Source organism: Halorubrum sp. SP3 (assembly GCF_005435195.1).
Taxonomy (GTDB): domain Archaea; phylum Halobacteriota; class Halobacteria; order Halobacteriales; family Haloferacaceae; genus Halorubrum; species Halorubrum sodomense.
This window is the reverse complement of record NZ_SGTU01000004.1, coordinates 105,395-130,254: the sequence shown is the minus strand read 5'-3', so window position 1 is coordinate 130,254 and position 24,860 is coordinate 105,395. Positions and strand designations below refer to the sequence as shown.

The window sequence follows — 24,860 nt, the reverse complement described above, 5'->3', positions numbered from 1 at the left end:
CGGCGAGCGGTTAAAACGAACGGGCGACCGCGCCGTTCACCCGCCCGCCGCGGTGGCGCGCGCCTCCGAGTGGCCGGCAGGCCACGAGGAGCGCGTGCGAGGGAGCGGTGAGCGCTCGCAGAGCGCGAACCGCGAGGCTGGGGAGGCGTGAGGGCGGTGCTGTGCGGTCGCGGTGCGGGGCGGGACTCGAAGAGGGCAGCCGGGGCTTCGGAGACGGTCACCGCAGATTGACGGGTATCCATTACGAGAGAGCGAGGCCATCGAAGCTGTTCGCCGCCGGTACACGCTCGACGATTCGCGACCGACGGCCCTCGCTCCGCTCGTACTCCCCGCCCTACTCGTCCGAGGGCTCGTCGCCCAGTGAGTCGGTCTCGGCGATCCGGCGGATGCGCTCGACGCCGTCGACCTCGCGGATCACGTCGACGACGGCGTCCGGGACGAGGTCCTCCCAGTCGCGGCCGCGGATCATCCGCTCGCGGAGTTCCGTCCCCTCCAACACGTCGCGGCGGAACATCGGTGACTGGCGCACCTCGACGCCGGCCTCCTCGAACAGGCGGACTACGAGGGGGTTGTTCGAGTACGCGACATCGAACCGCGGAGTCATGCTCTGGACGTGGCTCACCCACACGGAGTTGCGGTCGAGGTCCTCGATGGGGACGACGTAGGTGGTGACGTCCAACCGCTCGACCGACTTCGTCACCATCATCACGCGCTCGCCGGCCGTGAAGGGGTTCCGCGTGGTGTGAGAGTCGCCCGCGGAGCCGATTCCCAAGACGAGTTCGTCGACCTCCGAGGCGATCTCTTCCACCATGTGCTGGTGGCCGTCGTGAAACGGCTGATACCGGCCGATGTAAAACCCCCGCATGGATCCACGTAGCGTCGCCGCCATTTATAAACCCGGCGGGAACGGCAGGAGGCCGAGATCGGTGAGTAAACGGCTTCAAAACGGTGTTTACTGCCCCCGAACCGACGCCTCCGGGGGGAGAAAGTATATCAGTAACCGACCCTTCCTTTCCAATAGCGACACTCGATTCTATGAGCAACGAGAAGGACACGAACGACCCGACGGCCGACGACCCCGACGAACCGCCCCACGGCGGCGTCGACGACTCGAGTCCGGCGGGGAACGGCGAGGACGCCGCGCACGGCGACCCCGAGCCCGACGACGGTCCGGCGAACGAGCCCCACGTCGACGACGCCGCGGACTCCGACGGGGAGTCGGCCGCGGACCCCGACGAGGAGTCGGCCGCGGACCCCGACGACGGGGACGACCCCTGGGACGACGGGATCGTCGTCGACGACGGCGGGGTCGACGAGACCGAGGTCGTCGGGGAGGGTCCCGACGGCGGCCGGAACGGCGATACCGCCGGTCCGGTCGACGACGGCGGGATCGACGAGCTCGGCAGCACCGTTGAGGTCGAGGGCGCCGAGATAGAGGAGGACCCGGACGAGGACGACCTCCTCGGCGGGCTCAAGATCGACACGACCGCCGAACTCGAGATCCCCGACCGGCTCGTCGACCAGGTCATCGGGCAGGAACACGCCCGCGACGTGATCATCAAGGCGGCCAAGCAGCGCCGCCACGTGATGATGATCGGCTCGCCCGGGACCGGGAAGTCGATGCTCGCGAAGGCGATGTCCGAACTCCTCCCCAAAGAGGAGCTTCAGGACGTCCTGGTGTATCACAACCCCGACGACGGCAACAAGCCGAAGATCCGGACCGTGCCGGCCGGCAAGGGCGACCAGATCGTCGAGGCGCACCGCGAGGAGGCGCGCAAGCGCAACCAGATGCGATCGCTGCTGATGTGGATCATCATCGCCGTCGTGCTGGGCTACGCGCTCATCATCGTCGGCCAGATCCTCGTCGGCATCATCGCGGCCGGCGTGGTGTACCTCGTCTTCCGGTACCTCAACCGCGGGTCCGACGCGATGATCCCGAACCTGCTGGTGAACAACGGCGACACGAAGACGGCGCCGTTCCGCGACGCGACCGGCGCGCACGCCGGTGCGCTGCTCGGTGACGTCCGGCACGACCCGTTCCAGTCCGGCGGGATGGAGACGCCCAGCCACGACCGCGTCGAGGCGGGCGCCATCCACAAGGCGAACAAGGGCGTGCTGTTCATCGACGAGATCAACACGCTCGACATCCGCAGCCAGCAGCACCTCATGACGGCGATCCAGGAGGGCGAGTTCTCGATCACGGGCCAGTCCGAGCGCTCCTCGGGCGCGATGGTCCAGACCGAGCCCGTCCCGACCGACTTCGTCATGATCGCGGCCGGGAACCTCGACGCGATGGAGAACATGCACCCGGCGCTGCGCAGCCGTATCAAGGGGTACGGCTACGAGGTGTACATGGAGGACACCATCGAGGACACCCCGGAGATGCGCCGGAAGTACGTCCGGTTCATCGCCCAGGAGGTCGCGAAGGACGGCCGCCTGCCCGAGTTCTCCGCGGAGGCCGTCGAGGAGATCATCCTCGAGGCCAAACGGCGCTCGGGCCGGAAGGGCCACCTCACGCTGAAGATGCGGAACCTCGGCGGGATGGTCCGCGTCGCGGGCGACATCGCCCGCGGCGAGGACGCGGACATCACGACCCGCGAGCACGTCCTTCAGGCGAAGGGCCGCTCCCGGTCCATCGAACAGCAGCTCGCGGACGACTACATCGAGCGCCGGAAGGACTACGAGCTCCAGGTCTCCGACGGCTACGTCGCCGGTCGCGTCAACGGCCTCGCCGTGATGGGCGAGGACTCCGGGATCATGCTCCCGGTGATGGCCGAGGTGACGCCGACCCAGAGCGGCGGGCAGGTGATCGCCACCGGTCAGCTCAAGGAGATGGCCGAGGAGTCCGTTCAGAACGTCTCGGCGATCATCAAGAAGTTCTCCGACGAGAACATCTCGGAGAAGGACATCCACATCCAGTTCATCCAGACGGGCCAGCAGGGCGTCGACGGCGACTCCGCGTCGATCACGGTCGCGACCGCCGTCATCTCCGCGCTGGAGAACGTCGGGGTCGACCAGAGCCTCGCGATGACCGGCTCGCTGTCGGTCCGCGGCGACGTGCTCCCCGTCGGCGGGGTCACCCACAAGATCGAAGCGGCCGCGAAGGCCGGCTGCGACCGGGTAATCATCCCCGCGGCCAACGAGCAGGACGTGATGATCGAAGACGAATACGAGGAGATGATCGAGGTTATCCCGGTCTCGCACATCAGCGAGGTCCTCGACATCGCCCTCGAGGGCGAGACCGAGAAGGACTCGCTCGTCTCCCGGCTGAAGTCGATCACGGGGTCGACGCTGAAGGACGGCAACGTCTCCGGTCCGTCCAGCCCGAGTCCGCAGTAGACGGCGTCGCCGTCTCTCTGTGATTTCTCACTTCCCCCGGTTCGCGAGCGGCCGCTTCGCCGTTATCGCTCAGATCCGCCCTCCCTCTTTTTATTCCGGGGGCGTCTACGGCGGGTGATGAGCGGGAAACCGACCGTCGGAGAGTATATGACCCGCGAGGTGGAGACGGTCAGTCCGGACGAGACGGTGGCGGCCGTCGCGCGCCGCATGGCCGACAGCGACGGACACAACGGGTTCCCCGTCACCCAGGGCCGGACCGTCGAGGGGTTCGTCTCGGCCGGGGACCTGCTGCTCGCGGACGACGAGGCCCCCGTGTTCACGGTGATGACGGAGGACCTGATCGTCGCACACCCCGATATGAGGGTGACCGACGCGGCGCGAGTGATCTTACGCTCCGGCATCCAACGGCTCCCGGTCGTCGACGACGCCGACAACCTCGTCGGGATCATCTCGAACACCGACGTGGTCCGCTCGCAGATCGAGCGCGCCACGCCGGGCAAGGTCGGGAAGCTGATGCGGACGCTCTCGCAGATCCACGGCGTCGAGCTCGACGAGGTGCGCCGCGAGGTCGCCATCGCGGACCTGACGCCGACGCAGGCCCGCGTGTACGCCGACGAACTCGAGGGCCGACAGTACGAGCTCGAACACGGGCTCGCCGAGCCGCTCGTCGTCATCGACAACGGCGGCACCCTCTATCTCGCCGACGGCCACCACCGCGCCATGGCCGCCCGCGAGGCCGGCATCGAGGCGATGGACGCGTACGTGATCGTCCCGCAGACGCCGGTCGACCTCGGAATGGCGAAGACCGCGGAGAAGGAGGGGCTCCGCGTCGTCGACGACATCGAAGTCGTCGACTACGCGCGCCATCCGCTCGTGGAGACGACGAAGCGGCTCCAATAGGCTGCGGCGACGCGTATCCGCCGCGTCCGTACGCCGATCCGGTCGACCGAACCAATTCGTGGCTTTCGCAGACACATTTTTATGAACAGACAAGAAGTGGGGAGTATGGGATCCCGAATCCGAAACGCGGTTAACAGGGCGAAGTACGCGGCGGTCGGCGCCGCGGTGGGCGCCGCAGTCGGCGGGCTGTGGAGCCGGAACGCGGCCAACACCGGCGGCGCGCTGGGCGGGTTGGCCGGGGCGACGCTCGCCGAACTGAAGTCCGGCGCCGACGGCCTGTTCGCGGACGGGGCCGACGCGGACGCCGATGACGACGGGGGAGCCGAGGCCGACGCGGCGGCTTGACATCCTCCCCGCGCTGAAACGCGAGGCTTTCGCCTCGAATTTTCCGTAATCGGTCCGACGGGACGGCCGGTCCGCGAAGCGGATAGCCCGCGGGCGCGTCGGGAACGTCACCACGAGCCGGGCGAGCAGCGGCGGCAACGAGCGAGGCCTCCGGCGGCGGGGTCGGTCGGCTCGAACCGCCGGCGAGCGACGCGACCGGCGGGCGACACGGCTTCCGGAGGGGACGAAGCGGCAAGCGCGCCGGTCACCTCGTGGAGTGTGACGCCGCCGTGGGCGCCGTCCGGCGGTAGATTGATAATGCTGGTGTCGGGACGAGTGTCACATGACAACAGGGGATAGTTTGGTCGAACTCGACGAGGTGACGAAGCGGTTCGGTGATCTCACCGCGGTCGACGGCATTGACTTCTCCGTCCGAAAGGGCGAGTTCTTCACCCTGGTGGGCCCGTCCGGTTGCGGGAAGACGACGACGCTCCGGATGATCTGCGGCTTCGAACACCCGACGGAAGGCGAGGTTCGGATCGACGGCCGGTCGATGGGATCGGTTCCGCCGGAGGCTCGGGACACCAACCTCGTGTTCCAGCAGCTCTCGCTTTTCCCCCACATGACCGTGGGTGAGAACGTGGGGTACGGACTCGCCAAGGCGGGCGTCGAGGCGAACGAGCGGTCGGAGCGCGTCTCCGAATACCTCGATCTCGTCGACCTCGGCGGGTTCGAGGACCGCAACCCGGGGGAGCTCTCAGGGGGCCAACAACAGCGCGTCGCACTCGCTCGCGCGCTGGTCAACGAGCCGGCGGTGCTGCTGCTCGACGAGCCGCTCTCCAGTCTCGACCGGAAGCTCCGGAAGCAGATGCAGGTCGAACTCCGGCGGATCCACAAGCAGACGCAGGGCGGGTTCTTCTACGTGACCCACGACCAGGAGGTCGCGATGACGCTCAGCGACCGGATCGCGGTGATGAACGACGGCCACATCGAACAGATCGGCCCGCCGGAGCAGATCTACCGCGAGCCGGCGTCCGAGTTCGTCGCTGACTTCATCGGTGACACGAACCTCATCACGGCGCAGATCGTCGAGCGGAACGGAACGACGGTCGCAGAGATCGGCGGTGACGGGGGTTTCAGCGTACCGGTAGAGGACCGGGCCGGCGAGGTCACCATCTCGATCCGACCGGAGGATTTCACCATCGCGACGGGTGACGACGTCCTGCGCGGCGTCGTCGTCGAGCGGTACTTCCAGGGAGACCAGACGAACTACGTCGTCGACCCAGACGAGGATATCGACGAACTTCAGGTGGTCATTCAGGGACGCGAGTCGTCGGTCGACACCGGCGACGACGTCGCGCTGGGCGTGGTCGACGGCGCGCCGACCGTCTTCTGATCACCGTCTTCTGACCGCCGGGGTACGGCGGTTCGCCTCGTCGTGCGTTCGTACGCGGGTGGTTCGCGGTCTCGAAACGCCCCTCGAAACGGTCCCCCCGGTCGGGAGCTACTCCTCGTCGGCGACCGTTCCGGCGACGTAGCCGGTCACGTTGCCGACGTTCATCGCGACCGCCAACGCGACCGCGACGCCGAACACGATGAGCGCGGAGACGGCGTTGAGCTCCGGCGCGTCGAGCTGTCGGATCCGGCTGAACATCCAAATCGTTAACACGTCCGTGTTGGGACCGGTGAGGAACAGGGCCCGGATGTAGTCCTCGAACGACCGGATCCACGCGAACAGGAAGCCCGCTCCGACGGCCGGAGCGATCACGGGGAGCGTGACGTCTCTGAACACCGTGATCGGGTCCGCACCGAGGTCTCTGGCCGCTTCCTCCAACGACTCGTCGAAGGTATACAGCCGAGCCGAGACGATGAGGAGCACGAACGGAAGCCCGTACAACGAGTGGGCCAACACCACGGTCGTGAACCCGGGGAGGATGCCGAGCAGGTTCTGAAAGTAGATCCGGAGCGCCACGCCGAGGATGATACCCGGGATCACCATGGGAATAATTCCGAAGGTCCGGTACATTTCCCGGAGGCGGAACCGGTAGCGCGTCAGCGCGAAGCTCGCCAGCACGCCGAGTATCGTCGCGATCGACGCCGCCACCGTCGCGATCGTGAAACTCCCGGCGAGCGACGAGCGCATCGAATCGCTGCTGATAGCCAGCCGGAAGTTGTCGAGGGTGAACCCCTCGAACGGGAAGATAGTCACGGCGTTCTCCGCGAACGCGAGGAAGATGATGATCGCGAGGGGAACCCACAAGAAGAGGAGCAACAGCCCGGACACGACGTACAGCGAGGTGCTGAGTAGCTTCTCTACCTGCTGGTGGCCGACGAGCCGGGTCGGCTCCGTCGTTTCGTTCGACTCGGCGGTCTCGGTCGCCATCTCAGGCACCCCCCAGTTCCTCGATGCTCACGTACCGGAAGGCGAGGACCATCGCGCCGATGATCGAGACGAGTACGAACATCGACGCCGCGCTCGCGTATCCGATCGAGTACGTCCCGGCGACCCGGTTTTCGATGAGCATCCCGATCATCTGGATTTTCCCCTGACCGAGGAACGTCGGCGTGATGAACGCGCCGACGCTCGGGACGAAGACGAAGAGGCTCCCGCCGATGATCCCGGGGAGCGTGAGCGGGATCACGTGGTCACGGAACACCTCGACCCGCGACGCCCCCAGGTCGCGGGCGGCCTCGATGATCGAGAAGTCGAGACCGTCGAGGCTCGCGTACAGCGTCAACAGCATGTACGGGAAGTACGCGTGCGTGAGTCCGACGATGATGGCCGGGATGCCGTAGTTGAATATCGCCAGCGGGGCGTCGATCAGCCCCCAGTTCATAAGCGTGCTGTTGATCACGCCGCCCGGGCCGAACATCAGGACCCACGAGTACGCCCGCACGAGGTACATCGTGAAGAACGGCAAGAGGACGAAGAAGATGACGACTTTGAACAGCCGTCCCCCGTTCCGCGCGAGCAGGTACGCCAGCGGGAACGCGAGCGCCAAACACAGCACCGTGGTCACGGTGGCGATGACGTACGAGAGCCACAGCGCCGTGACGAACGGGGTGTTCCATATCGCGCCCCCGCCGTCGAAGAGCGACCGGTAGTTGCTCAGCGTCGGCTCGTAGATTATCTGATACGTCAGCGAGCTGACTTCGAAGAAGCTCACGGCGACCATGAACGCCAGCGGCGCGACGAGCAGCGTGAGTATCCACGCCGCGCTGGGGCCGACCGTGACGCCGAGCCGACTGCGCGGTCCGCTCAGCAGCCGCACCGCTCTCGCCCGCCTGCTCTCGTCCGGCTGGTCGGTCGACATCTATGCCGCCTTGACCTCTTCCCACGTGGAGAGGTACGCCTCCTCGACGTCGGAGGCGATGTCCTTGAGCGAGTACATCCCTTCGAGACGCGAGGGATCGATCCGCCCGTACAGTTCGTTCTGTTCCTCGGTCAGTTCGTCCGCCACGTTGGGGTTCGTGCTCGGCGAGAAGCCCGCCTCGGCGAGGGCCGCGCCGTTCTCGGGCGTGATGAACTCGTTCACGACCTCCCACGCGGTTTCTTGGTTGTCCGAGGCGGCCGAGACGACCGCGGTCTCGTACCACGCCAGCGCGCCCTCTCTGGGAGCGACGAACTCCACCCAGTCGTCGCCCTCGCTCCGCATCTGGACGGTCTCGTTGCGCCCGCTGTGTCCGACGAGGAAGTTACCCTGCCGGAACTCCTGAATGAAGGTCGGGTCGGGGGCGATGTACCCCTGTAGTCGCGACTTCTGGTCGATGAGCACCTCCTGGATCTCCGTGAGCTGCTCCTCCGTGAACGTCATCCGCGCGCCGGACATGGCGTCGTCCATGCCGAGGTACAGCGCCGCCGCGGGGATCGTCTTCGCCGCCTCGTTGTACATGATGATCTCGCCGTCGAGGTCGGCGTCGACGTAGTCCTCCTCGAACAGGATGTTGTAGCTCGGCTCGTGGTCCGGAACGCTCCGGGAGTCGTAGGAGTAGCCGTACCAACCGAAGCGGATCGGAACCCCGTAGGCGTCTCCGCCCTCCGTGAACTGTTCGTCGACGAACGTCTGGAACCGGTCGTACATCGAGTCGAAGTTCGTCACCACGTCGCGGTTCACGGGTGCGACGAGGCCGGCGTCCATGAACCGCGGAACGAGGTTGTTGTTGGGGACGGCGATGTCGTACTGCGCGTCTTGGCCGGCGCTCCACTGCGAGAACATCTCCGTCGACGACGTCGAGGGAGTGATGTTGAGTTCCACCCCGTCGAGCGTGGACTCGATGTTCTCTTGCATCTCGGCGTACTCCTCCCACGTGATGATGTTGATCGTGGTCGTCCCGTTGCCGCCCATGCTACCGCCGTTGCTACCGTTGCCACCGCCGCCACCGCTGCCACCGCCGCCACCGCCGCTACAGCCGGCGAGTGCGACCGCACCGGCCGCACCGGCACCGGCGATGTACTGACGACGACTCACGCTCCTGTTCGATCGTGCCGAGTCCTCGTGACTCGTTGGCATACGCCGTATGTACGAAGTAGAGTAAATAAATATTTCCCACGTAATACATATACAGAGTTATTTAATTTATCTGCCATTATTGGGGTGTATCCGTGCTTTCGACGCGCTGCGGGGCGATTCGTCCGTGAACCGGTGTTACGGCCCAGCGCTCGTCGCGCGGATGGCTTCGGGAACGCCTATACGGGCGGGGAGAGTAACGGCTCGTCATGAGCGAAGACGTGGCGCCGGACTCGCCGCCCGACGTCGGTAGTGCGGGCTGGTTCGCTGTCGCGGTCGCCGGTGCGGACGACGACGCCGCGGCGCGCCGCGACCGAATCCTGACCGGGAGCGCCGCGTCGCCCGCCGACTGGCCCGCGCGCGCCGTCGAGGCCGGATTCGCCGGCGACGCGGACGAGTACTACGACCGGCTCAAGGCCGCGACGACGCGCGCCACCCGCGAGGCGGTCCGCGAGCGGGAGCGCGCGGACGACGCGCAGCTGATCCACGCGATTCGAGCCATGGACGACGCCGAGCGGACCGCTAACGAGCTGGCCGAGCGCGCCGTCGAGTGGGCGGGGAGCCTCTTCGACGACGTCGACCCCGGCGTCGAGGGCGCCCGAGCCGTCGCGGCGCGCGAGCCCGAGGGCGAGGTCGAGCGACGGGCCGTCTCCCTCGCCGAGCGCGCGGCCGAACTCGACGACGAGCGGGCGGCGCTCGCGGAGACGATCGGCCGGATCGCGCCCGCGGTCGCGCCGAACCTCACCGAGATGGCCGGGCCGGAACTCGCCGCGCGGCTGATCGCGCTCGCGGGCGGGCTGGAGCCGCTCGCGAAGAAGCCGTCGGGCACGGTTCAGGTGCTCGGCGCCGAGGACGCGCTGTTCGCGCACCTCTCCGGACGAGCGCCCTCGCCGAAACACGGGATCATCTACACGCACGAGTTCGTCCGCGGGACGCGGCCCGAAGACCGGGGGTCCGCGGCGCGCGCGCTCGCCGGGAAGCTCGCGCTCGGCGCGCGTGCGGACCACTACGCCGGCGAGCGCCGGGAGCGACTCCACGACGACCTCCGCGAGCGGATGGCGACCATTCGGGCGCGGGCGGACGGCGAGGGGGACGCGGGCGAGGCGGAAGACGGAGAGACGGAGGACGGGGGGGCCGCCGATGAGTGAGTCCGCCCTTCCCGACGGGGTCGAACGTCGCCAGATCGAGGGCGGGGGGCGGTTAGCGACCCGGGGCGAGCCCGTCTACGGCGAGCCGACCGCGGACGGCTGGCGCGCGTGGGACCCCGAGCGGTCGAAGCTCGGCGGGATGCTTGAACTCGGGGTTGAGACGGGGCTTACGGGCGGCGAGACGGTCCTCTACCTCGGCGCCGCGAGCGGCACCACGGTCAGCCACGTGGCCGACTTCGCGGGCCCGACCTACGCGGTCGAGTTCGCGCCCCGGCCGGCGAGGGACCTGCTCGACGCCGCGGCGCCGCGCGACCGCCTGTTCCCGCTGCTCAAGGACGCGCGGAAGCCGGAGACGTACGCGCACGTCGTCGAGGCCGACGTGGACGCGATCGTTCAGGACGTGGCCACGCGCGGCCAGGCCGAGGTGGCCGTGCGCAACGCGCAGTTCCTGGCGGACGACGGGCGGCTGCTGCTCGCGGTCAAGGCGCGCAGCGAGGACGTGACGGCGGATCCGGAGACCGTGTTCGAGGGCGCGCTCGGCCGCCTCCGAGAGGCGTACGAGATTCTGGAGACGCGGCGGCTCGACCGGTTCCACGAGGACCACCTCGGCGTCGTGGCGACGCCGAAGTGATCACTCATCGGGGTCGAAGCGGTCCTCGATCCGGCAGTCGAAGTGGTCCGCGAGGCCGAAGGCGAGCTCCAGCGAGGGGTCGTACCGCTCGCGTTCGATGGCGTTGATCGTCTGGCGAGTGACGCCGACCGCGGCGGCGAGGTCGGCCTGGCTCTCGCCGGTCTCGGCGCGTCTGTCTGAGACGTCGTTTCTCATATGCGCCGCTTGTAGTAGAGGACTGACGCGCCGAACGCGACGAAGCCCCCGAAGAGGGTCCAGGTCGCGCCGTAGAACTCGCCCGGAAGCGTGACGACGCCGCTCCCCTGTAGCGCGAGCCCGCCGGGCGTCCCGAGGACGGACACGTACGCGAAGCCGTTCATCGTGTTCTGGCTCGCCTTGCGCTCGATGGTGGTGTCGCGCTCGTCGTACAGTTCGACGGGGCTGAACCGCTGGACGAGCCCCAGCCCGAGGCCGCCGGCCCAGTACAGGGCGACGCCGAGGACGAAGCGGTCGAGGGCGATACCGATCCACAGCGCGAGGACGCCGGCGCCGAGCGGGCCGTACGCGATGCGTTCGTAGCGTTTCCGTGAGGAGGGCCGAGTCGTCGCGGAGGTGGTGTGTTCGCTTATGCTGGGGGTAAAGCGAGCGGGAACTGTGTGTAACGCTCGCTTTACAGTAACGGACACTGTACGTTAGAAACTAAGACCGTCGCCGTCGAAGACGACTCTGGTCCGCGACGGAAGAGACGGTCTTACGCACCGTCTCCGCCGTTTCACCACGACGGCGGCGAGAAGCCGGCGTCTTCGAGGATCGGCTTCCAGCGCTGCTGGACCGAGAGCCGCGAGACGTCCATCGCGTCCGCGACCGCGGACTGCGACCGCTCCTCGCCCCGGATCAGGCCGGCGGCGTAGAGGCTGGCGGCGGCCGCGACGCGCTTGCCGCGGTCGTCGTCGGGCGCGCGGGAGAGGAAGAGGTCGACCGCGGTCGAGCGGGTCTCCTCGTCGAGGTCGAGGGAGACGCACGCCTCCTCGAGCAGCTCGATCCACGCCTCGTTGTCGACCCGGTCGCTCGCCCGGTACACGCGCCGAGGTAGTCGCGGGGGATATATAAACGGCCGCGTCGGCCGGCCGCGCTCCGCCCGCGGTCGCCGTCCCGAGGTTTCCGACGTCCGCCGGCCTCAAGTCGACCGCACACGTATCGCGCGTATGTCGACACAGCAGTGGGACGAGACGCGGGTCCGGGCGCTTCACGACGACCTCGTCGAGCTGTACGAGCCGGTCGACCGCGTCGCCGAGCACGGCGCGGACCCGACCGCGGAGCCGGGCGAGGGCGTCCGCCAGCTGGTGACGACGATCCTCTCGCAGAACGTCGCCGACGAGAACACGCGGCGCGCATCGGAGGCGCTGTTCGACCGCTACGACGACTTCGCGGCGATAGAGGCGGCCGACCACGAGGAGCTGAAGGAGACGATCCGCGTGGCGGGCCTCCCCGATCAGAAGGCAGCCCGGATCCGGCGCGCGCTGACCGCGATCCGCGAGGAGACCGGCGGCGCGTACTCGCTGGCGTTCCTCGACGCGATGGCCACCGACGACGCGAAGGCGTGGCTCACGGAGATCAAAGGCGTCGGCCCGAAGACCGCCAGCGTCGTGTTGAACTTCCACTTCGGGAAGCCGACGATGGCGGTCGACACCCACGTCGAGCGCGTCTCGAAGCGGTTCGGGCTGGTGCCGGAGTCGGCGTCGAACGAGCGTGCGCACGAGGTGTTGGACGAGCAGGTGCCCGACGAACTGATCTACCCGCTTCACGTGTTGTTGATTCGGCACGGCCGCGAGCACTGCTCCGCTCGGGGCGCCGACTGCGACAACCCCGTCTGTGACGAGTACTGCGACTGCGAGTACTGCTGAGACGGTGGGGCGGGGTCAGTTGGTAGTGGTTTATAAGTGAACGGTGACGCCCGCTTGGTAGCGAACACGTCCAAAGCCCCGGCCGCGAGGGCTCGATGCGCTCGCTGCGGTCCTCGTCGCTCACTCCGTTCTCTCCTGCGGTCTCGCCGGCGGCTCCGCCGCCGGCTGTCCGAGAGACCGAAGGTCTCTCGCTACTTGCGTCGCGCGTCTTCGCCCTCGCGGCCGCCCCTTTGAGTCCCACCCCGCACGGCACCGCAACCGCACCTCACACCCCCCCAGCCTCGTCGGCCGCCCTTCGCTTCGCTCTGGGCGGCCGACTCCCTCGCGCGTGCGACTCGCGCCCTGCGGGCGCTCGTCGGCACGCGCCATCGTATTTATAAATCGCATCGCCGCTGGTGGTTCGTCAGGTTCTTGACTCGGTTTCGCGTATTCGGGGTTGCGCGCGGGTTGCCGAGCCAGGCCAAAGGCGTAGCGCTTAGGACGCTATCCCGTAGGGGTCCGCCGGTTCGAATCCGGTCCCGCGCACTGAACGGAAGCCGACGAGCAAAGCGAGTCGGCTGGAGTGAGGGAGCAGGAGCGGATTTGTAACCCAGCGAGAAAGCACAGCGAACGGAGTGAGCGAGCATTTCTCGCCTCGGTTCGAATCCGGTCCCGCGCACTCCCTTTACAGGTAGAAGCGACGCCGAGTCGCGACTACTCCGCGTCGGCGTCCGACACCCGCACCACCTGCTTGCCGATGTTGTCGCCGGAGAACAGGCCGAGGAAGGCGTCGGGCGCGTTCTCCAACCCCTCCACGACCGTCTCACGGTGTTTGAGGTCGCCGCTCGCGACCCACCGGCCCAGCCGCTCGCTCGCCTCGCCGAACCGGGTCGCGAAGTCGCTGACGAGCAGGCCCTCGACCTTGGCCCGCACCGGAATCAGCTGCGGGAGCTTCCGCGGGCCGGTCGGGGTCTCCTCGTCGTTGTAGTGGGCGATCTGGCCGCAGACCGCGACGCGCGCGTCGAGGTTCAGCGTCGTGAAGACGGCGTCCGTGATCGGGCCGCCGACGTTGTCGAAGTACACGTCGACGCCGTCGGGCGCCGCCTCGTCGAGCTCGGCGCGGTAGTCGTCCGCGGTCTTGTAGTTGATCGCGGCGTCGAAGCCGAGGTCGTCGGTGAGCCAGTCGGTCTTCTCGTCGCTGCCCGCGAAGCCGACCACGCGACAGCCGTTCCGCACCGCGATCTGGCCGACCACCGAGCCGACCGCGCCGGCCGCGCCGGAGACGACGACCGTGTCGCCGGGCTTCGGCTCGCCGACCTCCAGCAGTCCGAAGTACGCGGTCCGCCCGGGCATGCCGAGGACGCCGAGGTACGCCTCGGGGGGCGCGACAGCCGGGTCGACGAGCGCGACGTCGTCGGCGTCGAGCGTCGCGTAGTCGGCCCAGCGCCCCTCGCCGGTCACGAGGTCGCCCGCGTCGTACGCGTCGCTCGCGCTCTCGACCACCTCGCCGACGACCCCGCCCCTGAGCGCGTCGCCCACGTCCCACGGCTCCGCGTAGGACTCGGCGTCGCGCATCCGGCCGCGCATGTACGGGTCGACCGAGAGGAACCGGACGCGGACGAGGAGTTCGCCGGGGTCGGGGGCGGGGACCTCGGTCTCGCGCAGTTCGAAGCTGTCCTGATCGGGCTCGCCGGTCGGCCGCTCGGCGAGAAGCCACTCGCGGTTGGTGTTCGTCACGGTCCCCGTTTGTGGATGGACCGCAATAGGGTTTGGACCCCAGCAGCCGTCGTGGGGATCCGGAACCCGCGGCCGGCGCGACGATAGCGGCCCCGCGAGGGCTCCCCGTCGCGCAGCGGGATCGACACGCGACCGCCGGGCCGCCCGCCGACGGAACGACTCACGTGACGGAGCGCCTCACGCGACAGCGACGCCGTTGCGGGCGAGGTAGTCGCTGGCGGCCTTGATCTCGACCGGGCTGCCGATAATCCGGTACCGGTCGTCGGTCTCGACGACGGTGACGGTGAAGCGGGCTTCGAGGGGCTCCCGGTGCCCGTCGAGCGCGCGGCGCGGGAGGACGATCTGCGTACTGTCGCGAAGGCTCGACGGATCTGGCATTCGGCGTGTCAGAGGATTATTCGTCTCCGATATAACCGTGTCGAAGTATCGGCGGACCAACCACTCATTCGGCGCGAACCGCCGATTCGCGCGGGGCTGTCGGCCGATTCGCGCGGAGCTGTCGGCCGATTCGATCCCCGCCGACGGGCCGGCGATCCGAAGGAACACCTTTAACGAGCCGACCGGCCGAGGGTGTGGTAATGGGACTGGAGGAGGAGATCGAAGACCTCCGCGAGGAGATCGCCGAGACGCCCTATAACAAGTCGACGGAGGCTCACATCGGGCGCCTGAAGGCGAAACTCGCCGAGAAGAAGGAGAAGCTGGAGAACCAGTCCTCCGCCGGCGGCGGTCACGGCTACGCGGTCGAGAAGCACGGGGACGCCACGGTCGCGTTGGTCGGGTTCCCCAGCGTCGGCAAGTCCACCCTCATCAACGCCCTCACCAACGCCGACAGCGAGGTGGGCTCCTACGAGTTCACCACCCTCGACGTCAACCCCGGCATGCTACAGTACCGCGGCGCGAACATCCAGATCCTCGACGTGCCGGGGCTGATCGAGGGCGCCGCGGGCGGTCGTGGCGGCGGCAAGGAGGTGCTCTCGGTCGTCCGGACCGCGGACCTCGTGGTGTTCATGCTCTCCGTTTTCGAGATCGAGCAGTACGACCGCCTCCGCGAGGAGCTGTACGCGACCAACATCCGCCTCGACACCGATCCCCCGAACATCAACATCCGGAAGACGCACAAGGACGGGCTCGGCGTGACGATGAGCGACGACGTGAGCCTCGACGAGGAGACGGTCAAGCAGGTCCTCCGCGAGTACGGCTACGTCAACGCGAAGGTGACGATCCCGCACGACCTCACCATCGACGAGCTGGTCGACGCCGTGATGGACAACCGCGAGTACCTCCCCTCGATGGTCACCGTCAACAAGGCGGACCTCATCGACAAGAGCTACCTCCCGACGGTGAAAGCGGAGTTGCGCGAGCGGGACCTGGACCCCGACGACGTGCTCTTCATCTCCGCCGAGAAGGAACTCGGCCTCGACGGGCTCAAGGAGCGGCTCTGGGAGGAGCTGGGCGTTATTCGCATCTACATGGACAAGCCCGGTCGCGGCGTCGACTACGAGGAGCCGCTAATTTTGTTCGAGGGCGACACGGTCGGCGACGCCTGTACGAAGATCGGCGGCGAGTTCGACGAGCGCTTCAAATTTGCGCGGGTGTCGGGCGACAGCGCGAAACACGACGACCAACAGGTCGGGAAGGGCCACGAGTTGGCTGATGAAGACGTGTTGCGGATCGTCGCGCGGAAGTGAATTTCTAAACCCGCGTCGGGTGAAGATACCTCCAAAGCCTCAGGCGCGAGGGCCTTCAAAAGACGTGTCCGTCCGCTTCGCCGTGCGGGCTGCGACGCTCGTGGTCTCGCTCGTTTTCGCTGCGGGGCTCGCGCGGCTTGCTGTCGCCCGAAAATCTCCGATTTTCGGGATATCGTCAGAACTCCTCGGCTCCTGACTGCTAGCCGGAAGTCTGTGACTCCCGGCGGCGACGAGAGAGCGAAGCTCTCTCGAACCGCGCTCCTCGCTCGCCGCGTCCAGCGAGGGACCGAAGGTCCCGCTGGCAGCCGGCGCCTAGCGCCGGCGACAGCGAGGCGCGACGCGCCTCTGGCAGTCGGGCGAAGCCCGACTCCCTCGCGCGTGCGACTCGCGCCCTGCGGGCGCTCGTCGGCACGCGCCGCCGCAGTGGGTCTCATCCGGAATCCTCCCGCGTCGCGGCACCGTCCCCGAACGCGTTCGCCCGGCAACCCTGCGGTCGAACGGTAGACCTTTGCCGTCTCCCGCGTCAGGTTCGGTATGGTCTCGCTGGGACTGGTGGTGGCGCGGTTCAACGACTCCGTCACGGAGCCGATGGCCGAGGCCGCCCGGGAGGCGGCCGCCGACCGCGACGCCGTCGTCGTCGACGAACTGAGCGTGCCGGGCGCGTACGACAGCCCGCTGGCCGCCGACCGGCTCGCGCGCCGGGACGACGTCGACGCCGTCGCGGTCGTCGGCGCCATCGTCACCGGCGACACCGACCACGACCGCGTCATCGCGAACGCGACCGCCGAGAAGCTCACCGACGTGAGCCTCGACCGGGACACCCCGGTCACCTTCGGCGTGAGCGGCCCGGGGATGTCCGGCGCCGAGGCGCGCGAGCGGATCGACAAGGGGGCGGACGCGGCGGCGGCCGCGATCGACCTCGCGGCGGAACTAGACTGACGGACACGAGCCGACTACACACCACACATGAGCGACGGATACGACTTCTCGGAGCGGATCGGACGCGTAGAGCCCAGCGCGACGCTGGCGATATCGAACCTCGCGGCGGAGAAGGAGGCGGAAGGCGCGGACATCGTCGACCTCTCCGTCGGCGAGCCGGACTTCGACACCCCGGAGAACGTCGTCGCGGCCGGCAAGGACGCCCTCGACGCGGGCCACACGGGGTACACCTCTTCGAACGGTGTCCCCGAACTCAAGGCGGCCATCGCGGAGAAGCTCCGCGGCAACGGCGTCGACGCCGACGCCGACGAGGTGATCGTCACGCCCGGCGGCAAGCAGGCCCTCTACGAGACGTTCCAGACGCTGATCGACGGGGGTGACGGGTCACACCCGTCACCCAGTGGGACGTCGTCCCACGCCGGCGACGAGGTCGTCCTGCTGGACCCGGCGTGGGTCTCCTACGAGGCGATGGCGAAGCTCGCGGGCGCCGACCTCTCGCGTGTTGACCTCGCCCCGCACGGCTTCCAGCTGGAGCCCGCGCTCGACGACCTCGCGGAGACCGTCTCCGACGACACCGAACTGCTCGTCGTCAACTCCCCGTCGAACCCCACGGGCGCGGTGTTCTCGGAGGCCGCCTTGGAGGGCGTCCGCGACCTCGCCGTGGAGCACGACGTCGCCGTGATCGCCGACGAAATCTACGAGCGGATCGTCTACGACGCCGAGCACGTCTCGCTCGCGAGCCTCGACGGGATGGCCGACCGCACGGTGACGGTCAACGGCTTCTCGAAGGCGTACTCGATGACCGGCTGGCGGCTCGGCTACCTCCACGCCACCGACGAGTTCGTCGACGAGGCCGGCAAGCTCCACTCCCACTCCGTCTCCTGCGCGACGAACTTCGTCCAGCGCGCGGGGATCGAGGCCCTCGAAAACACCGAGGAGTCGGTCGAGGAGATGCGCGCGGCGTTCGAGTCCCGCCGCGATCTCCTCGTCGACCTGTTCGACGAACACGGCGTCGACGTCGACGTGGGCGACGGCGCCTTCTACATGATGATCCCGGTGGCGGACGACGACCAGGCGTGGTGCGAGGCGGCGATCGAGGAGGCCGCGGTCGCGTGTGTCCCCGGCAGCGCGTTCAACGCCCCCGGCTACGCGCGGATCTCCTACGCCGCGAGCGAGGAACGGCTGCGCGAGGCGGTTGACCGCCTCGTCGCGAACGACCTGCTGTAGGTCGCCGATTCGGCGGAGACGGTCCCGAATCCGACGGGTCAGGCGGTCCCATCCGCCGCCAACGTTTTCTGTCAGCTCTGAGAATTTCGGACGGGTGACACCATGTACCAGACGATCCTCTACCCGACGGACGGGAGCGAGGGGGCCGAGGCCGTCGTCGACCACGTCCGAGAGCTCGCGGCCGCGTTCGACGCGACCGTTCACGTCCTCCACGTGGTCGACGCGCGAAGCGCCAGCTACGGACTGAGCGGCGCCTTCCTGACGAAGGAGGGATCGGGCGTGCGGGCCGACCCGGCGCCCGGCGACGGCAGCGGCATGGTCGGTGAAGGGACCGACGCGGAGGCGACGCGGTCGGCGCTCGTCGAGCACGGCGAGGAGATCGTCGAGGCGACGGCCGCGTCGCTCCGCGACGGCGAGGCGTCGCCGGAGACGGTCACCGCCGTCGAGACGGGAACGCCGCACTCGGCCATCCTGGAGTACGCGAGCGCGAACGACGTCGACCTCGTGGTGATGGGGACCCACGGGCGGACCGGCGTCGAGCGGTACCTGCTCGGCAGCGTCGCGGAGAAGGTGGTGCGGCTGTCGGACGTTCCGGTGACGACCGTGCGGGCGGACGCGTGAGGGCGCGGAGCCGAACGGTAGCGAGTCGACGTGCGACCGCGGAACCGCGCGCGGGCCGACGGTTTTTCGGGCTCCCCCTGCCACCCACACCCGTGAGCGACCCGGAGCGAACGCCGATCGGAGACGACGCTCGCGAGGCCCTCCTCGACCGCGTGAACAGCCCGAGCGCGACCGTCGGCGCGAGCGTCCCCGACGAGGTCGAGATCCACGGGGAGACGGTCGACCTGTCCGCGTTCATCGTCGAGAGCCGGAAGGTCGACGCCGTTCCGCCCGCGCTCGACCGCAAGGTGACGGCGGCGCGCGAGTCCCTCCGAGCGGAGCGGGAGCGACGGGTCGAGCGGCTGGAAACCGAGGACATCGACCGGGAGACCGGCGAGACGCTCGTCGAGGAGGCGATCGGCATCGACCGCGCGCTGAACGCCTTGGAGGGGATCCGCCGCCCCGGCTTCGCCGACGAACACCACGCCGACACCCTCGCCGGCCACGAGCGTTGGCTCGCGTTCGTCGATCAGGTGCGGTGACTCGCCGTCCCGCTGGTCGGTTCGGGCGACGGTCCCGCCCGCGGCGCGGCCGACCGCTCCGGGTCGCCGGCCCCCTTCCGAAACCCTTACTCGCCGCCCGCGTGGTACGTTCGAGTATGAGCGACACCGCAGCGTCGGACGACGGCGAGGACGCGACCGCCGTCGACGCCGAGGAGGTCAGACACGTCGCCGACCTCGCGCGGGTGCGGCTCGCCGACGACGAGGTCGACGAGTTCGCGGCGCAGTTCGGCGACATCTTGGAGTACTTCGAGGCGCTCGACGAGGTCCCCGAGGTCGAGCGCGAGGAGGAGCTCGTCAACGTGATGCGCCCGGACGAGGTCGAGTCGGGGCTCTCCCAGGAGGAGGCGCTCGCGAACGCCGAGGAGACGGAGGACGGCTTCTTCGTCGGGCCGAAGGTGTCGTAGATGGCGGCCGACCTCAACGCCTTCGTCACGGAGGAGACGATCGAGGGCGACGCGGACGCCGACGGCCCGCTCGCGGACGCGACCGTCGCGGTGAAGGACAACATCTCCACCGAGGGGATCCGGACGACCTGCGGCTCGGAGATGCTGGCCGACTACGTGCCGCCCTACTCCGCGACCGTCGTCGACCGACTGACCGGCGCGGGCGCAACGATCGTCGGGAAGACGAACATGGACGAGTTCGGGATGGGGACGACGACGGAGACCTCCGCGTTCGGCCCGACCCGGAACCCGGTCGACACCGACCGCGTCCCGGGCGGCTCCTCCGGAGGGTCCGCGGCCGCGGTCGCGGCGGGCGAGGCCGACGTGGCGCTCGGCTCCGACACCGGCGGCTCGGTGCGCTGTCCGGCCGCGTTCTGCGGCGTCGTCGGGATCAAGCCCACCTACGGGCTCGTCTCCCGGTACGGACTGATCGCGTACGCGAACTCCCTCGAACAGATCGGCCCGATAGCGGGCACCGTCGAGGAGGCGGCCGCCGCGCTCGACGTCATCGCCGGCGACGACCCGAACGACGGGACGACGCGCGACTTGAGCGAGGTCGACGGCGCCGACCCCGACGCGAGCTACGCCGCGGCCGCCGACGGCGACGTGGCGGGGCTGACGGTCGGGGTCCCCGCGGAGCTGTTCGACGGCGCCGACGAGCGCGTCGTCGAGACGGTCGAGACCGCGATCGACGACCTGGAGGCGCGGGGCGCGGAGACGACCGACATCTCGCTGCCATCCGTCGAGCACGCGGTCCAGGCGTACTACGTCATCGCGATGGCGGAGGCCTCCTCGAACCTCGCGCGCTTCGACGGGGTCCGGTACGGCCGCCGCAGCGACGCCGACGGCAACTGGAACGAGTCGTTTGCGGAGACGCGCGAGGAGGGGTTCGGCGCGGAGGTCAAACGCCGGATCCTGCTCGGCACGTACGCGCTCTCGGCCGGCTACCACGACAAGTACTACGAGAAGGCGCAGGACGCACGCGCGTGGGTCCGGCGGGACTTCGAGGACGCCTTCGAGGACGTCGACGTCATCGCTTCCCCGACGATGCCGGTCCTCCCGTTCGAGCTCGGCGAGAGCCTCGACGACCCGCTGCGGATGTACCTCGCGGACGCGAACACGACGCCGGTGAACCTCGCGAACCTCCCGGCGATCTCCGTGCCCGCCGGCGAGGCCGATGGGCTCCCGGTCGGGCTCCAGCTCGTCGGGCCGAAGTTCGGCGAGGAGACGATCGTTCGCGCCGCGAGCGCGGTCGAAAAGCGATGAGCCTCACGGACGAGGAACGCGGTCGGCTCGCGGACGTGGTCCGCCTCCAGCCGACGAAGAACGGCGAGCTCCGGGACGCCTGGGAGATGGAGAGCGGCAGCGAGGTCCACGGCTACCTCGAGGACCACCTGAAGGAGTACTACTACCGGGACGACGACAGCCTGATCCGCGCGACGGCGGAGGCGAACGACCTCGTCGACGTCGAGCCCGGGATCGAGCCCGACGCGGTCGCCCGCGGCGCCGTCCCGGAGACGATCCGGGTTCCGGAGCTGGAAGCGCGGGTCGTCGACGTGCTCGCCGGGCCCGACGAGCGCTCGCAGTCGGTCGTCAGCGTACTCAACGCCGTCCGCGAGGCGTTCGACGGCGACCCCGAGGTGGACGCGGTGCGGCGCGCGCTCCGTAGCCTCGAACGCAAGAACGTCGTCGAGGTCGTCTACCGCACCGTCCCGACGTTCCGGCTGGCGGTCGACCGCGACGAGATAACGGTCGAGATCGAAGAGTAGGCGGCGCGGCGCGCTCGACGCGTCGGCGTCGTCGTCGGTCCGCCCCGCCGATACGACTTTGTACCGCGACTGACACCCTGCTACCGATGGCCGACGACGAGACCCTCCGCGAGCGGTTCCGCCGCAACGCGAGCGGCATCGCCGCCACGACGGTGACGGGCGCGTGGCTGGCGGCGATGTTCCTCAACGTCGAGTGGTGGCTCCCGCTGATGCTGTTCGGGTACATCGTGATCGTCCCTATCGTCTCCATGTTGTTCGACGAGGAGGAGGCGGAGTCCGTCCACGTCGAGTCGGGGTCGGGCTCGGTCCGCGTCGAGCGCGGCGAGGCGGCGGAGCGCGAAGAGGCGACCGGCGACACCGCGGACGCCTTGGAGCGGCTGCGGACCCGCTACGCGAACGGCGACCTCACGGACGAGCAGTTCGAGCGGAAGGTGGATCGACTGTTGGAGACCGAGACGCCCGAGGACGCGGCCGAGTGGGCCGAGCGCAACCGGTCCGCAGACCGGGAGCGTGACGCCGAGTACGATCGGTAACGCGTCAATCGGTAACGCGCCGGTCTCCCGCCGGCGCGGCCGAACCTCAAGCTTCAATGCGCGCGACCGACTCGACCGCGTATGAGCGACCACGAACTCCGGAAGGAGGCGCACGACCTCGACGTCACCGTCTGGGTCGGGAAGCACGGCATCGACTCGGTCGTCGACGAGACGGCCGACCAGCTCGACGACCGGAAGCTGGTGAAGGTGAAGTTCCTCCGGGCGGCCCGCGGCGGGACCTCGACCGACGAACTCGCCGACGAACTCGCGGAGGCGGTCGACGCCGACCTGATCGAGACGCGCGGGAACACGGCGGTGCTCCACTGATGGACGCCGCCGCGGGAGCGCTCGGCCCCCTCGCGGTCTCGGGGACGCTCCGACCGTTCCTCGGCCCGCTGACCGGAATCGTCGTCGACGCCTCGATATTCGTCACCGTCGTCGCCGCGACGTACGTCCTCTACAAGGCGGTCATCGCACCGCTCGTCCGGCGTGTCTTCGACAGACAGGGGCTCGACGAGCACGCCCGGCGCCCGCTCCAGAAGATCGTGGCGTTCGTCTCGCTGTTCGCCGGCGTCACGGTCGCGTTCGGCGCCGCGGGCTATCAGGGGTTCCTGCGCTCGCTGGCGACCATCGCCGCCGCGGCGACGCTCGCGATCGGCTTCGCGCTTCAGGACGTGATCAAGAACTTCGTCGCCGGCGTGTTCATCTACACGGACAAGCCGTTCCGCATCGGCGACTGGATCGAATGGCAGGGGAACTCCGGGGTCGTCGAGGACATCTCCTTCCGGGTCACCCGCGTGCGGACGTTCGACAACGAACTGCTCACGGTGCCGAACAACGTGCTCACCGGCAACGTGGTGAAGAACCCCGTCGCGAAGAAGTCGCTCCGGCTGAAGTTCGTCTTCGGGATCGACTACGAGGACGACGTCGAACGCGCGAGCGAGATCATCGTCGAGGAGGCCGAACGGAGCGACGCGATCCTCGCGGAGCCGGCGCCGTCGGTCCGACTGACCGAACTCGCAGACTCGTACGTCGGGCTTCAGGCGCGGATCTGGATCGACGACCCCTCGCGGTCGGACTTCGTGAAGGCGCGCGCGGACTTCGTGAAGGCCGTCAAAGCGCGGTTCGACGAGGCGGGTATCACGATTCCGTTCCCCCAGCGCACCGTCTCGGGGCGGGACGGAGACGCCGATCCGGCCGCGTTCGGCGGCGAGGCCTGAAGCGGACCCCGCGTTCGGTGACACGGCGGTTCTCCGAGACGGTTCGGATAGTAACCCACTAGTGGGTTCGCGTGGTCGATCGGTCCATGTACGTGGTCGTCATCGGGGCCGGCGAGGTCGGGACGAGCATCGCCGCGAGTCTCGCGTCGGACCACGAGGTCGTCGTCGTCGACGTCGATCCGGCCAGGGCGGAACAGCTCAAGTACGAACTCGACGTGCTCACTATCGCCGGCGACGGCACGTCCTCGGAGATCCAGTCGGCCGCCGATATCGACCGCGCGGACATGGTCATCGCGTGTACCGACGACGACCAGACGAACCTCGTCGCCTGCGGCACCGCGAAGACCCTCGGTGACGGGTTCACGATCGCCCGCGTGAAGAGCACCGACTTCCTCCGCACGTGGCAGGGGAACGAGGGGGCGTTCGGCGTCGACTTCATGGTGTGTACGGACCTGTTGACCGCGGAGAACATCGTCCGCGTCATCGGGCTTCCGGCGGCGATCGACGTCGACCCGTTCGCGGGCGGGCTCGTCCAGATGGCGGAGTTCGAGATCGGGGAGGGGAGTCCCGTCGCGGGACAGACCGTCTCCGAGGCCGACCGGTTCGAGTCGCTCACGTTCGTCGGTCTGTTCCGCGACGGCGAGATGGTCATCCCGCGCGGGGACACCGACATCGCCGTCGGCGACCGCGCGGTAGTGATCGGCAGCCCCGAGAGCGTCCAGTCGTTCGCGACCGACGTCGCGCCCGCGACGACTCCCGACCACGCCGACGAGATCGTCGTCGTCGGCGGCAGCGAGATCGGCTACCAGACCGCTCGGCTGCTCGAGGAGCGCGACTTCGAGCCGCGGCTCATCGAGCGCGACGCCGACCGCGCGCGGTGGCTCGCGGAGAACCTCCCGAACACCGTCGTGATGGAGCACGACGCCACCGACACGGAGTTCCTCTCCCGCGAGCACGTCGACGAGGCCGACATCGTCGTCACCGCGCTCCGCTCCGACGAGAAGAACCTCCTCATCTCCGTGCTCGCCAAGCGCCTCGGCGTCGACCGGGTGATCGCCGTCGTGGACAGCCCGGACTACGTCACCGTCTTCGAGGAGATCGGGATCGACATCGCGATCAACCCCCGCACCGTGACGGCGGAGGAGATCACGCGGTTCACCTACGAGAGCGTCGCGGAGAACATCGCGGTGCTGGAGAACGACCAGGCGGAGGTCCTCGAACTCGAACTCACCGAGGGGTGCGGGCTCGTCGGCCGGCCCATCTCGGAGATCGTCGCCGACACCGACGTGCGGTTCGTCGTCGGCGCGATCACGCGCGGCCGCGAACTCGTCACGCCGCGGGGAGACACCGTGCTCCGAGCGGGCGACCACGTCATCCTCTTCGTGGAGTCCGACGCCGTGAGTGCCGTCACCTCGATGGCGTGAGCGGG

The 24,860-nt window shown here is 68.7% G+C and carries 28 protein-coding genes and 1 tRNA gene; 20 read left to right on the top strand and 9 right to left on the bottom strand.

Going from position 1 to position 24,860, the window contains the following annotated elements:
* Window positions 1-334: 334 nt before the first annotated feature.
* Entirely contained in the window at window positions 335-865 is a 531-nt protein-coding gene (locus EXE42_RS04650) for a nicotinamide-nucleotide adenylyltransferase (protein ID WP_137705983.1), read from the bottom strand.
* A 170-nt stretch (window positions 866-1,035) separates the two neighbouring features.
* Between EXE42_RS04650 and lonB the strand changes: the two genes are divergently transcribed.
* The 4 genes from lonB (at window position 1,036) to EXE42_RS04630 (ending at window position 5,959) form a co-directional block, all read left to right on the top strand.
* A complete protein-coding gene (gene lonB, locus EXE42_RS04645) occupies window positions 1,036-3,339 on the top strand; it encodes an ATP-dependent protease LonB (protein WP_137694395.1) in 2,304 nt (767 codons plus the stop codon).
* 117 nt (window positions 3,340-3,456) lie between these two features.
* Window positions 3,457-4,239, top strand: a complete 783-nt coding sequence (locus EXE42_RS04640) for a CBS domain-containing protein (RefSeq protein ID WP_137694394.1) — start codon at window positions 3,457-3,459, stop codon at window positions 4,237-4,239.
* Window positions 4,240-4,344: 105 nt separating this feature from the next.
* The gene (locus EXE42_RS04635) at window positions 4,345-4,584 is read left to right on the top strand and encodes a glycine zipper domain-containing protein (RefSeq protein WP_137705982.1); all 240 of its coding nucleotides are present in this window, start codon (window positions 4,345-4,347) and stop codon (window positions 4,582-4,584) included.
* Between the two features lie 322 nt (window positions 4,585-4,906).
* On the top strand, window positions 4,907-5,959 hold the full coding sequence (locus EXE42_RS04630; RefSeq protein ID WP_137705981.1) for an ABC transporter ATP-binding protein: 1,053 nt from the start codon (window positions 4,907-4,909) through the stop codon (window positions 5,957-5,959).
* A 108-nt stretch (window positions 5,960-6,067) separates the two neighbouring features.
* Here EXE42_RS04630 and EXE42_RS04625 read toward each other — a convergent pair whose 3' ends face one another.
* The 3 genes from EXE42_RS04625 to EXE42_RS04615 are packed head-to-tail and all read right to left on the bottom strand — an operon-like array spanning window position 6,068 to window position 9,074.
* Window positions 6,068-6,946, bottom strand: coding sequence for an ABC transporter permease (locus EXE42_RS04625; RefSeq protein ID WP_137694392.1), 879 nt, complete (start codon window positions 6,944-6,946; stop codon window positions 6,068-6,070).
* A gap of 1 nt (window position 6,947) precedes the next feature.
* Window positions 6,948-7,877, bottom strand: coding sequence for an ABC transporter permease (locus EXE42_RS04620; RefSeq protein WP_092924362.1), 930 nt, complete (start codon window positions 7,875-7,877; stop codon window positions 6,948-6,950).
* Window positions 7,878-9,074: a PotD/PotF family extracellular solute-binding protein gene (locus tag EXE42_RS04615; protein WP_137705980.1), complete on the bottom strand. Its 1,197-nt coding sequence runs from the start codon at window positions 9,072-9,074 to the stop codon at window positions 7,878-7,880.
* A gap of 206 nt (window positions 9,075-9,280) precedes the next feature.
* Between EXE42_RS04615 and EXE42_RS04610 the strand changes: the two genes are divergently transcribed.
* Both EXE42_RS04610 and EXE42_RS04605 read left to right on the top strand, forming a co-directional pair.
* Window positions 9,281-10,219 carry an NOP5/NOP56 family protein gene (locus EXE42_RS04610; RefSeq protein WP_137705979.1) on the top strand — a complete coding sequence of 313 codons (939 nt, stop codon included), beginning with the start codon at window positions 9,281-9,283 and terminating at the stop codon, window positions 10,217-10,219.
* On the top strand, window positions 10,212-10,850 hold the full coding sequence (locus EXE42_RS04605) for a fibrillarin-like rRNA/tRNA 2'-O-methyltransferase (RefSeq protein WP_137705978.1): 639 nt from the start codon (window positions 10,212-10,214) through the stop codon (window positions 10,848-10,850). The genes EXE42_RS04610 and EXE42_RS04605 overlap by 8 nt, the downstream gene beginning before the upstream one ends.
* On the opposite strand, the gene EXE42_RS04600 is transcribed toward EXE42_RS04605, so the two are convergent.
* The 3 genes from EXE42_RS04600 to EXE42_RS04590 all read right to left on the bottom strand — a co-directional run bounded on the left by EXE42_RS04600 (window position 10,851) and on the right by EXE42_RS04590 (window position 11,910).
* Window positions 10,851-11,045, bottom strand: coding sequence for a helix-turn-helix transcriptional regulator (locus tag EXE42_RS04600; RefSeq protein WP_137694389.1), 195 nt, complete (start codon window positions 11,043-11,045; stop codon window positions 10,851-10,853). It lies immediately after the preceding gene.
* The gene (locus EXE42_RS04595) at window positions 11,042-11,458 is read right to left on the bottom strand and encodes a DUF2178 domain-containing protein (RefSeq protein WP_137694413.1); all 417 of its coding nucleotides are present in this window, start codon (window positions 11,456-11,458) and stop codon (window positions 11,042-11,044) included. The genes EXE42_RS04600 and EXE42_RS04595 overlap by 4 nt, the downstream gene beginning before the upstream one ends.
* 143 nt (window positions 11,459-11,601) lie before the next feature.
* Window positions 11,602-11,910, bottom strand: coding sequence for a cyclin (locus EXE42_RS04590; protein WP_092924352.1), 309 nt, complete (start codon window positions 11,908-11,910; stop codon window positions 11,602-11,604).
* Window positions 11,911-12,034: 124 nt separating this feature from the next.
* On the opposite strand from EXE42_RS04590, the gene nth reads away from it, so the two are divergent.
* Window positions 12,035-12,733: an endonuclease III gene (gene nth, locus EXE42_RS04585; protein ID WP_092924349.1), complete on the top strand. Its 699-nt coding sequence runs from the start codon at window positions 12,035-12,037 to the stop codon at window positions 12,731-12,733.
* Window positions 12,734-13,173: 440 nt separating this feature from the next.
* Window positions 13,174-13,258, top strand: a tRNA-Leu gene (locus EXE42_RS04580).
* Between the two features lie 168 nt (window positions 13,259-13,426).
* Here EXE42_RS04580 and EXE42_RS04575 read toward each other — a convergent pair.
* Window positions 13,427-14,449 (bottom strand): NADP-dependent oxidoreductase, encoded by a 1,023-nt coding sequence (locus EXE42_RS04575; RefSeq protein WP_137705977.1) that lies wholly within the window; start codon window positions 14,447-14,449, stop codon window positions 13,427-13,429.
* A 177-nt stretch (window positions 14,450-14,626) separates the two neighbouring features.
* A complete protein-coding gene (locus EXE42_RS04570) occupies window positions 14,627-14,827 on the bottom strand; it encodes a hypothetical protein (protein ID WP_137705976.1) in 201 nt (66 codons plus the stop codon).
* Window positions 14,828-15,027: 200 nt separating this feature from the next.
* On the opposite strand from EXE42_RS04570, the gene EXE42_RS04565 reads away from it, so the two are divergent.
* The 12 genes from EXE42_RS04565 to trkA all read left to right on the top strand — a co-directional run bounded on the left by EXE42_RS04565 (window position 15,028) and on the right by trkA (window position 24,855).
* Window positions 15,028-16,137 carry a GTP-binding protein gene (locus EXE42_RS04565; protein ID WP_092924386.1) on the top strand — a complete coding sequence of 370 codons (1,110 nt, stop codon included), beginning with the start codon at window positions 15,028-15,030 and terminating at the stop codon, window positions 16,135-16,137.
* Window positions 16,138-16,671: 534 nt separating this feature from the next.
* Window positions 16,672-17,076, top strand: coding sequence for a 6,7-dimethyl-8-ribityllumazine synthase (gene ribH / locus EXE42_RS04560; RefSeq protein WP_137693769.1), 405 nt, complete (start codon window positions 16,672-16,674; stop codon window positions 17,074-17,076).
* Window positions 17,077-17,103: 27 nt separating this feature from the next.
* The gene (locus tag EXE42_RS04555; protein ID WP_092921402.1) at window positions 17,104-18,303 is read left to right on the top strand and encodes a pyridoxal phosphate-dependent aminotransferase; all 1,200 of its coding nucleotides are present in this window, start codon (window positions 17,104-17,106) and stop codon (window positions 18,301-18,303) included.
* Window positions 18,304-18,405: 102 nt separating this feature from the next.
* Window positions 18,406-18,924, top strand: coding sequence for a universal stress protein (locus tag EXE42_RS04550; protein ID WP_092921404.1), 519 nt, complete (start codon window positions 18,406-18,408; stop codon window positions 18,922-18,924).
* Window positions 18,925-19,016: 92 nt separating this feature from the next.
* A complete protein-coding gene (locus EXE42_RS04545; RefSeq protein WP_092921406.1) occupies window positions 19,017-19,445 on the top strand; it encodes a DUF5788 family protein in 429 nt (142 codons plus the stop codon).
* 116 nt (window positions 19,446-19,561) lie between these two features.
* Window positions 19,562-19,870 (top strand): Asp-tRNA(Asn)/Glu-tRNA(Gln) amidotransferase subunit GatC, encoded by a 309-nt coding sequence (gene gatC, locus EXE42_RS04540; RefSeq protein WP_092921408.1) that lies wholly within the window; start codon window positions 19,562-19,564, stop codon window positions 19,868-19,870.
* Entirely contained in the window at window positions 19,871-21,175 is a 1,305-nt protein-coding gene (gatA, locus tag EXE42_RS04535) for an Asp-tRNA(Asn)/Glu-tRNA(Gln) amidotransferase subunit GatA (RefSeq protein WP_092921410.1), read from the top strand.
* Window positions 21,172-21,678: a DUF5797 family protein gene (locus EXE42_RS04530; RefSeq protein WP_137693767.1), complete on the top strand. Its 507-nt coding sequence runs from the start codon at window positions 21,172-21,174 to the stop codon at window positions 21,676-21,678. The genes gatA and EXE42_RS04530 overlap by 4 nt, the downstream gene beginning before the upstream one ends.
* Window positions 21,679-21,764: 86 nt before the next feature.
* Window positions 21,765-22,211: an SHOCT domain-containing protein gene (locus EXE42_RS04525; protein WP_092921414.1), complete on the top strand. Its 447-nt coding sequence runs from the start codon at window positions 21,765-21,767 to the stop codon at window positions 22,209-22,211.
* Between the two features lie 81 nt (window positions 22,212-22,292).
* Window positions 22,293-22,538: a YhbY family RNA-binding protein gene (locus EXE42_RS04520; RefSeq protein ID WP_092921416.1), complete on the top strand. Its 246-nt coding sequence runs from the start codon at window positions 22,293-22,295 to the stop codon at window positions 22,536-22,538.
* Entirely contained in the window at window positions 22,538-23,431 is an 894-nt protein-coding gene (locus EXE42_RS04515) for a mechanosensitive ion channel family protein (RefSeq protein WP_137693765.1), read from the top strand. The genes EXE42_RS04520 and EXE42_RS04515 overlap by 1 nt, the downstream gene beginning before the upstream one ends.
* 86 nt (window positions 23,432-23,517) lie before the next feature.
* Entirely contained in the window at window positions 23,518-24,855 is a 1,338-nt protein-coding gene (gene trkA, locus EXE42_RS04510) for a Trk system potassium transporter TrkA (RefSeq protein WP_092921420.1), read from the top strand.
* The last annotated feature ends 5 nt before the right edge of the window (window positions 24,856-24,860 follow it).